Source organism: Pseudomonas sp. R62, from assembly GCF_000257605.1.
Lineage (GTDB): Bacteria > Pseudomonadota > Gammaproteobacteria > Pseudomonadales > Pseudomonadaceae > Aquipseudomonas > Aquipseudomonas atacamensis.
On the sequence record NZ_JH635998.1, the window covers coordinates 568,641 to 577,738 of the forward strand.

Below are 9,098 nucleotides of genomic sequence, written 5' to 3' on the forward strand. Positions count from 1 at the left end.
CTGCACCAGTCGCGAATAGCCCATCGAAAAACCGAGGTTCAGGTAAGCGGCGGCCAGTTGCGTGTCGAACAGCGGCGCCGGCAGGCTGCCGGTCAGGCGCAACAGCACTTCGAGGTCTTCGCTGCAGGCGTGCAGGACTTTGAGCACCGCCGGGTTTTCCAGCAACGCGGCCAGCGGTTGCCAGGCGTTGATGGTCAGCGGATCGATCAGGTAGGCGCGTTTGCCGTCGCCGATCTGCAACAGGCCGGCAATCGGGTAGAAGGTGTCGACCCGCATGAATTCGGTGTCGAGGGCAACGAACGGCAGCTGCTGCCACTCGGCGCAAAACTGCGCGAGGCTTTCGTTGTCGCGAATCCAGTGAATATCGATAGCCACACGGCTCTCCCTTGAAGAATGGCGCGCAGTATATATCGCCACCGACGATTTACGCGCCTTTGAAGGGCAAGAGCTGTAAGGAAATGTCTTGCCTGTCAGCAAGAATAGTCTGACAGCAGAAACAGAAAGGCCCGTCGCATTGGCGCGACGGGCAGGAAACACTTCACTGCTTGGCCAACACGCCGTCGATCACCGCGCCGCGACAACCGGCAAACATGTCCAGCGCCGGCTGATACACGCTGCTGCGCACTTCCAGCAGGCCGAGCATCGAGTGAAACAGATTGTCCTGGCTCAGCGGTTTGTCCCGGCTCAGTTGCAGGCAATGGGTGTCGACCGAATAGGCCTTCTGATAGCTGTCAGAGAACCACGCCAGCATCGCTACATGCTTCTGTTGCTCGGGCGCCAGCATGTACGGCGTGCCGTGCAGAAACAGGTTGTACTCGCCCAGCGACTCGCCGTGGTCCGACAGATAGAGCATGGCGGTGTCGACTTTGTCCTGATTGCTGCGCAGCACATCGATCAGGCTCGCCAGCACATGGTCGGTGTAGACCAGCGTGTTGTCGTAACCGTTGACGATACTTTCGCGGCTGCAATTGTTCAGCGCGTTACTTTCACAGACCGGAGTGAAGTGTTCGTACTCCTTGGGATAACGCTTGAAGTAGTCCGGGCCATGACTGCCCATCTGGTGCAGAACCAGCACGGTGTCCTTGTCCAGATGATCGATGAAACTTTGCAGGCCTTGCAGGAGAATTTCATCGCGACATTCGCTGTTGGCGCATAACGCAGGGTCCTGCAACTTGCTGACATCCTGCACCGTGACGCGGTCGCAAGTGCCTTTGCAGCCGGACTGGTTATCGCGCCAGATCACATCGATGCCGGCACGCTTGAGCACATCGAGCAAGCCTTCTTCATTCTTGGCCTTGCTGGCGTTGTAATCCTTGCGACCCATATTGGAGAACATGCACGGTACCGAAACTGCGGTTTCCGTGCCGCAGGAATGCACGTCAGTAAAAGCGATCAGGCCAGCCTCTTTGTCCAGTTGCGGGGTGGTGTCGCGGTCATAACCGAGAATGCCGAAGTTCTGCGCCCGCGCACTCTCCCCCACCACCAGCACCGTGAGGGATTTGCGTGGCTGTAGCTGCAGGTCGGGATTGCGCTGGGCATCTTCGCCGATCTTGATGAACGGCTGCTGCGCCGAAACCACTTGCTCTTGCAGATAACCAATGGATGCGCCGATGTAATTGCTCGGCACCAGCATCAGGCGAATTTCGTGGTGATTACGAAACAGCGACGACAAACCTTGATAGTTGGCCAATGCGACAACACCGATCACCGCCGCCGAGGCAACACTGACAATAACTTTGCTGAACAACTCGCGATGCCAGCGCCGATAACTTACCGGTACTTTCCACAACAACAAACACGGCAAAACACCCAGCAAGAGAATATAAGCGAACAACTTCAACGAGAGCAGATCACGCACTTCCGTCACATTGGTTTCGGCAAAGTTGCGAAACATGCCGGCATCGATCATCACGCCATATTGGCTCATGAAATAAGCCACGCCGGCGCTGACTAAAAACAACAGGGTCAATAGTGGTTTAAGCAGTGGCCGGAAAGCGAATAACGTCAGGACTATGTTGAACGCGGCAAAGATCATCAGGCCAAACGCCACGCGCATGGCGATGCCCTTGCCATCGGCGGCGGTGATCTCGAACAAATGTTGCCAAAGCACCAGATTGAAACCGAGCAATAAAAAGGCGCTGGCAAACAACGTCACCCATTCCGGGCGCACGGTTTTTAACTTCAACATGATGAGTGACTGTTCCTGAAAGAAGAGCCTCGTCGATTGTGAAAATTTCATTCACCGAGGCATGCCAAACTTTAGGCAGCCATGGATCAATTTTTCGTGAAAAAGATGCTAATGATTAGTTGCCTCGGAGTACGAACGTGAAAGTTTGCGAGTATTTGAGAATGGTTCAGGGTTTATTCAGTTTCAGGCACTTCGCAATGTCCTCTGTGGGAGCGAGCCTGCTCGCGAAAGCGCAATGTCAGCAAATGAATGTTTGTCTGGAGGAACGCATTCGCGAGCAGGCTCGCTCCCACATCGGGACAGGGGTGTTATCGAGTTTTTAGGTCTGGCCCGGCATTTTCTGATTTGCCGACGGCGGCGACGCCACGCCTAATCAGCAGCCCCTGGACTCAAAGGCCCGCCGATGAATCACACCCGCCCCGCCGCTTGGCTGATGCTCGCGATCATCCTTGTCGCACTTAATCTGCGCCCATCAATGGCAGCCATCGGGCCGCTGCTGTCGGCGATCCGTGGCGATATACCGTTGAGCTTCACGCTTGCCTCTCTGCTGACGATGCTGCCGGTGATGGCCATGGGACTGGCGATGTTCTTCGGCCTGAGCATCAGCCAGCGCCTGGGCGAACGACGCACGGTGCTGCTGTCGCTGTTGATCATCGGGCTGGCGAGCCTGTTCCGGCTGTTTATCGATTCGGCGGTCGAGCTGATCGTCAGCGCGATACTGGCCGGCGTTGGCATAGCCCTGATTCAGGCATTGATGCCGGCGCTGATCAAATCGCGCTTTGCTGACAACGTGGCGTTGTGCATGGGCATCTATGTGACTTCGATCATGGGCGGCGCCGCGATTGCCGCATCGTTCGCGCCGCTGGTGATGGTGCAGGCCGGCAACTGGCGCGTGGGGCTCGCTGTTTGGGCAGGGCTGGCATTGCTCGCCTTATTGGTCTGGTGTTTACAGCCCGCGCCAGCCATATCAAGAACGACCAAACAAGAGTCTTTCATCACCCGCCCTCGCGCCTGGTTGCTGGCGATTTTCTTTGGCCTCGGTACGGCGTCCTACACCTGTGTCCTCGCCTGGCTCGCCCCGTACTACGTGGAAAAAGGCTGGAGTGAACAACACGCTGGGCTGCTGTTGGGTTTTCTTACAGCGATGGAGGTCATTTCCGGTCTGGCAGTGCCTGCGATCGCCAATCGCAGCCGTGATCGACGCGGGATATTGGCGGTTCTGCTGTTGCTGATCATCGGCGGTTTCTGCGGGCTGATACTCGTCCCGCAATATTTGGCCCTGCTGTGGCCTTGTCTGTTGGGCCTGGGGATTGGCGGTCTCTTTCCGATGAGCCTGATCGTCGCGCTGGATCATTACGAAGAGCCGCAGCGTGCCGGTGGCCTGACCGCGTTTGTACAGGGGATCGGTTATCTGATCGCCGGCCTCTCGCCGCTGTTGGCAGGGATGATTCGCGATCGGCTGGGCAATTTCGAAGGCGCGTGGTGGGCGTTGACGGCGGTGATGGTGATCATGCTGCTGATGGTGATGCGCTTCGACCCTCGCCACTACGCGCGCCACTTGCCTCGCCCGGGCTAGAGGCCTCTGGCCATCTTTTGCGCACGAGATTGGCAACGTCGTGTTGCTAAAAGTTTCTGTCCCACATGTGTCCGTGAAATGTCCTACAAGGGTTTCTCCTGGCACCATCGTTCCGTTAGGATCGTACGCACACGTTTGCGCGAATTCTGCGCAAGGGGGCACAGCGAGACGGAACTCATGCTGAACAGTAATTTGCTTCGCAAGCTCGACATGCAGGACTTGATGGTATTCGTCGCCGTGTACGAGCAGAGCAGTGTCACCGATGTCTCGGAAACCCTGTTCGTCAGCCAGTCCACCGTCAGTTATTGCCTGAAGAAACTGCGCACCAGTTTCGAAGACGAACTGTTCATCAACACCCGCACCGGCATGCGCCCGACCTACAAGGCCTGCAGCATGTACGGCCATGTGCAGAAAATCATCGAAAGCATCAACCTCTGCCACGCCGGTGCCCCGGCCTTCGACCCGAGCCGGCAGGCGGTGACTTTCAACATTTGCGCACCGGAATACTTCGAACAACTGATTCTGCCGCGCCTGTTGAAGCGCTTCGACTTCGATGACTTGCCGGTGATGGTCAACATGCACAAGTTTGAAACCGATGTGCCGGCCGAAGAGTTGCGCGACGGCAGCCTCGATCTGGTGATCAGTTTCGGCCCGCACTTTCACCGCCAGCATGCGGATCTGAAATCCCGGATGTTGCTGGAAGATGACCTGGTCTGCGTCTTCGACAAACGCGCCACGCCACTCGAACCGCGCCTGAGCCTGCAAGCATTCACCGAACGTCGGCATGTGTTCCCGACGCCGTGGACCTCGAGCACCAACATGGTCGACGGCTGGCTGGCGCGGCAGGCGCAGAAACGCCAGATAGTGGCGCGCTCGAACAGCTACAGCGCCGCGTTGAAGATGATCACCGGCACCGATTTCATCCTCACCCTGCCCCGGCGTATCCAGCGTCTGTTGACCAGCGACGCGGTGTTCAACCACTGCGAGGCGCCCAATGGCTTGCCGGGTTTCACTCTCGACATGCAGTGGAGCCAGAACGCCGATCAGGACAGCGCCAACGTCTGGCTGCGCGAGCAGGTGATTCAGGTGTGCAGCGAGCTGGAAAACGCCTGAGCGTCAGACGCCGATCGCGGCTTTGCTGTAGGACTCGCGATCGATGTCGAGCAGTTCGACACACAGTTGCACTTCGAGCCCGGCCGGCCATTCGCAGAGTTCCTGCAACACCGCCAACAGGCTTTGCGAGAGCTGCTTCTTGATCTCCGCCGAGCGCCCGCTGAGCAAGGCCAGTTTCACATGGACGAAGGCGCGCTCGCCCTGCGCCGTGCCGACCTTGAAGTTGTCGATCTTGATCGCGCGGCTCTTGATATCGAACTCTGCGCCGAACTGACCGGAACCGACCAGCGTGTTGTTGAGCCGGATCAGGGCGATGTCAGCGTTCAACTGCGTCAGGTTGGCGGTGTATTCCATGTGCAGGTGTGGCATTGCGGATCTCCAGTCGGCGGATGCGGGGGGCGTACATATAACACAGTCGGCTCAACGCATTCCCTGTAGGAGCTGTCGAGTGAAACGAGGCTGCGAGCTTTTGATTTTGTGTTTTTCACAATCAAGATCAAAAGATCGCAGCCTGCGGCAGCTCCTACAAGGGATCGTAGTGCTCAGCTGGCCGTTCACTCATGAACGCTTCGAGCCGCGAGCGCAGCCAGCGTTCGGCCGGGTCGCTGTCGACGTGGCTTAGCCAGACCATCGACAGGTCCAGTGTCGGCGTCTTGAACGGAAACGGTTCCTGGAACAGCGCCCCGGACGCCGCCATCGCCGCTGCGGTGTAATCCGGCAGGCTGGCGATCAGGTCGGTGCCGGCCAGCAACGCCGGCAGTGCGCTGTATTGCGGCACCGACAACACCACCTGCCGCGTGCGGCCCAGTTCCGCCAGCCACTCATCGGCGTAGCCACTGACATTGGCCGTGTGCGACACCAGCACATGCGGGCGAGCGCAATATTCGTCGAGGGTCAGCGGTGTAGCAGAGGCATCGGCGCGCAGGATGCTCGGCTGGATGTGCCGCAGCAGTTTGCGTTTGGCGTTGGCCGGCAGGCCCCGGGTCTGGCTGATGCCGACGGTGATATCACCGGCGGCCAACAGGTCGGGAATGCGCCAGTAATCGACATGCTGCACCACGAACACCACGCTCGGTGCTTCCTGGCGCAGCGCGCGCAACAGCGGCGGCAGCAGGCCGAATTCGACGTCGTCGGACAGGCCGATGCGAAAGGTCATGGTGCTGGTGGCGGGATCGAAATCGCGGGTCAGGCTCAGCGCCGCCGACAGTGAATCCAGTGCCGGTTTGAGATGGCGGTAAATGTCTTCGGCGCGGGCCGTCGGTTCCATGCGATGGCCGACGCGGATGAAAAGCGGATCATTGAGCATCGTGCGCAAACGGTTGAGTGCCGAACTGATGGTCGGCTGGCCGAGGAACAGCTTCTCCGCCGCACGGGTCACGTTGCGTTCGAGCATCAGGGTCTCGAACACCACCATCAGGTTGATGTCGGCCTTGCGTAGTTCATTGCGGTTCATCCATTGCCCCTGCTCCCGGAATAGCGGCAGTGTAGAAAGGCCCATGAACCGCGTCTATGGGCCGCTGCGCCAAACTGCCACTGCCGGGTCAATGAAGCGTCAACGCTCGAATGCCAATGGCCAGCTTGCGCGGATCGAGTCCCATGCCCAGCGCTCTCGGGCTGACGGCATCGGCGTGCTGGAAACGAATCACCAGCACGCCTTCACGTTCGATGCGCTGCTGCACTTCGGCTGGCAGATCAACGCTGACAACGTTCGCTTCGGGCTTGCGCAAACGGGTGGAGAGCACCGGCACATCGTTGACGATGACCTCCAGCCCCTGTTCGGTATGTGACGGCGCAATCAACGCGTTGGCTTCCAGCACAAATGACCTTACCGGGGCCTCGGGCCGCAAAATGATTTGCGACTCACTGCCCTCGGACCACGTGCCCCACGGTTCGCTTTTCGACCATCCGCTGCCGAGGAAGAACGTCGCCAGGCTGGTAACGTTGAAGGTCACGCGCTCGTTCGACTTCAGTGGCGAAATCAGCGTAAGGGGATCAGCGGCCACGATGGGCGGGCAATCGGCGCAACGCTTCCAGCCGGGTGCCAGCACGTTCAAACCGTCGATTCTGGCGAGTACGTCAGTCTCGCGATTGAGGGTCAGCGCGGCCGGCAGCACAGTGCGGCTATCGAGTACATACAACGTATCTGCGGCGTATTGACCAGAGCTGACCATCTGGTCGGCCACAGCCTGGGCCGCCTCGGTGGCCTTGGTACTCATGCGGCCGAGGTAGACCGCATTGGTCGGCAGATGATGGCGTCCCGCATACTCGGCCAGCGTTCGCCACTGCTCCGGATAATTCTCCGGGCGCAGCCAGCGCACCGCCTGATAATGGCGGGCTGCCTGATTCCAGAACGGATCAACCAGCGGCGTCGGCCATTGTGGCGCCGGCGCGGCCATGAACAGATTGCGCGACTCTCCCCAGCCGGAACGCGTATCCGCCACTTGCAGCAACAGGGCAATGCTCAGCAGAACCCGCGCCGTGCGCGAAGTATGGCCGCGAATCACCACGTACAGGATGGCGAAAATCGCCATGTACATGACCGGCCAGATCATCCGCCCCGACCCGCGAAAAATTGTCGCCACTGCCACCACCGCATCCGGCAGCGGAATATGCAATTCGAATGGGCCGACACCGATGTTGTTGGAAAACGCAAACAGCGCCAGGCCTGCCAGCGCGAGCAACAGCAGCGGGTAGCGACGTGGCTTGAGGTGAACATCCGTGCCGCGTTGCAGCCATGCCGCGAAGGCGCAGATGAACAGGAACACCACACCCAAACCAAGGAAAGCAAAACCGTCGCCATCGCCCAACACACCGGGCATGTCGCGCAGGGCAAACGACCAGGTTCCCGGGTCGAAAAAGCTCAGCACGTTGGCCCGAAACAGGCCGTAGCCCATCAGTGCCAGGCCGTCGTCGCCGACGCTGAAGTAGCCCGCCTGCCAGCAGCACAGACTCACCAGCAAAAACAGTCCGATCAGTTCGGCCCCAGCTTTGCGCGGCGCCAAATGTCGCCGCAGGGTGTGCGCTGCGAGATCAGCGAGCCAGATCAGCGCAATCATCGCCAGCAAATAGGCGTGGATCAGCGCGGCCGCCGCCAGCAACGTTCCCCAGGCCAGAGAGCGCTTGGGCGTGAAGGGCCGCAGCGCCAGATAAAGCGCAGCCAGCAACATGAAATGCCCGCCCAGGGACAGGTGCACGCTCATGCGGATCAGCATGGCCGGAACGAATAAAAACAGCCCGGTGCCGAGCAACCGCACAACCGCGTCGCGGGTCACCAGGCCGAGCAGTTTCCAGGCAAACCAGCTCTGCAGAATGAAGCAGGTCAGCAACCACAGTCCGAAATACTGAAACGGCTCCGGCAACAGCGCCGAGAACGGCTTGAACAAAAAGGCGAACAGAGGATTGGAATCGGAAAAGATCAAGCCGTTGGACAACTCCAGTCCGTAAGACGGATTGAGCCCCAGCGGAAAGCTCCATGGCGAGTGCCGGAAAAACACCCAACCCTGGTAGTGGGTGGCCGGGTCGCCGTCGCCCAGCCAGGCAATGTTCATCGGGTTCAACGCCCGAGGGCCGACCACGATAAAAAACGCCAGAATGCCTAGCAGCACAGGCAACAGCGCAGCGGCCCGAGAGGTTGAGCAAAGCTTCATCGATACGTCCAGAAATTATGCAAAACGAAAGTAAATACCGGCACCGTCAGGGCCACGGCGCCGATCCCGAGCAGATAGTGCAACCCAGCCATTTGCGCCGCCCAGGCAACCAGCATCGCCAATAGAAAACCGCCCGCCGAGACCGACACAAAGCGCAGTAACGTGCGCCCGTGCAGGCGAGCTGAAAAGCTCCAGGTGGTGTTGATCACATAAGACACAACAGTCGCCACGGCAAAGGCGAAACCATTGGCCAGCGGCGGTTCGGGCGCGATGAAGCGGATGAACAGCACAGCCACCAGCGCATGCAGCGCAGTGACGAACAGCCCGGTCAGGGCAAAGCGCAGACCACGGCGGACCAACGCTGAACGATCACTGCCGATCACGGTTTCTGCGCCAGCACGAAGACGCTCAAACCGGCCAGCCGGTTTCTGCCCATCAACGGCAACTCCAGTCGGCACAGGGTCTTGAGCACGCTGTTGACCCACGGGTGATGGCGCTTGAGTTGCGACTGTGGCTGTGCGGTCGGCGAACCTTGAGGCATCAGGCGCAACGCAGCGGCGATAGGAAACACCGC

General features: G+C 59.5%; 7 protein-coding genes and 2 pseudogenes. 2 read left to right on the forward strand and 7 right to left on the reverse strand.

The window, feature by feature from the left end; all coding sequences use genetic code 11:
* Together OQK_RS04045 and OQK_RS04050 are read right to left on the reverse strand one after the other, a co-directional pair.
* Window positions 1–375, reverse strand: a pseudogene (locus OQK_RS04045) (ribonuclease D); the annotation flags it as partial.
* 163 nt (window positions 376–538) lie between these two features.
* On the reverse strand, window positions 539–2,188 hold the full coding sequence (locus OQK_RS04050) for a phosphoethanolamine transferase (RefSeq protein WP_016771235.1): 1,650 nt from the start codon (window positions 2,186–2,188) through the stop codon (window positions 539–541).
* Between the two features lie 403 nt (window positions 2,189–2,591).
* On the opposite strand from OQK_RS04050, the gene OQK_RS04055 reads away from it, so the two are divergent.
* Together OQK_RS04055 and OQK_RS04060 are read left to right on the forward strand one after the other, a co-directional pair.
* Window positions 2,592–3,764 carry a cyanate transporter gene (locus OQK_RS04055; protein WP_016771236.1) on the forward strand — a complete coding sequence of 391 codons (1,173 nt, stop codon included), beginning with the start codon at window positions 2,592–2,594 and terminating at the stop codon, window positions 3,762–3,764.
* A 177-nt stretch (window positions 3,765–3,941) separates the two neighbouring features.
* Entirely contained in the window at window positions 3,942–4,877 is a 936-nt protein-coding gene (locus tag OQK_RS04060) for a LysR substrate-binding domain-containing protein (RefSeq protein WP_016771237.1), read from the forward strand.
* A gap of 3 nt (window positions 4,878–4,880) precedes the next feature.
* On the opposite strand, the gene OQK_RS04065 is transcribed toward OQK_RS04060, so the two are convergent.
* From OQK_RS04065 to OQK_RS04085, 5 genes and pseudogenes are all read right to left on the reverse strand, one after another.
* Window positions 4,881–5,246: a 5-carboxymethyl-2-hydroxymuconate Delta-isomerase gene (locus OQK_RS04065; RefSeq protein WP_016771238.1), complete on the reverse strand. Its 366-nt coding sequence runs from the start codon at window positions 5,244–5,246 to the stop codon at window positions 4,881–4,883.
* 154 nt (window positions 5,247–5,400) lie between these two features.
* Complete coding sequence (locus tag OQK_RS04070; RefSeq protein WP_016771239.1) at window positions 5,401–6,330, reverse strand: LysR substrate-binding domain-containing protein; 930 nt, start codon at window positions 6,328–6,330, stop codon at window positions 5,401–5,403.
* Window positions 6,331–6,418: 88 nt separating this feature from the next.
* Window positions 6,419–8,524, reverse strand: a complete 2,106-nt coding sequence (locus OQK_RS04075) for a DUF6311 domain-containing protein (protein WP_016771240.1) — start codon at window positions 8,522–8,524, stop codon at window positions 6,419–6,421.
* Window positions 8,521–8,907, reverse strand: a complete 387-nt coding sequence (locus tag OQK_RS04080) for a GtrA family protein (RefSeq protein WP_016771241.1) — start codon at window positions 8,905–8,907, stop codon at window positions 8,521–8,523. Before OQK_RS04080 ends, OQK_RS04075 begins: the two co-directional genes overlap by 4 nt.
* A pseudogene (locus OQK_RS04085) lies at window positions 8,904–9,098 on the reverse strand (methyltransferase); the annotation flags it as partial. The pseudogene OQK_RS04085 and the gene OQK_RS04080, both read right to left, overlap by 4 nt.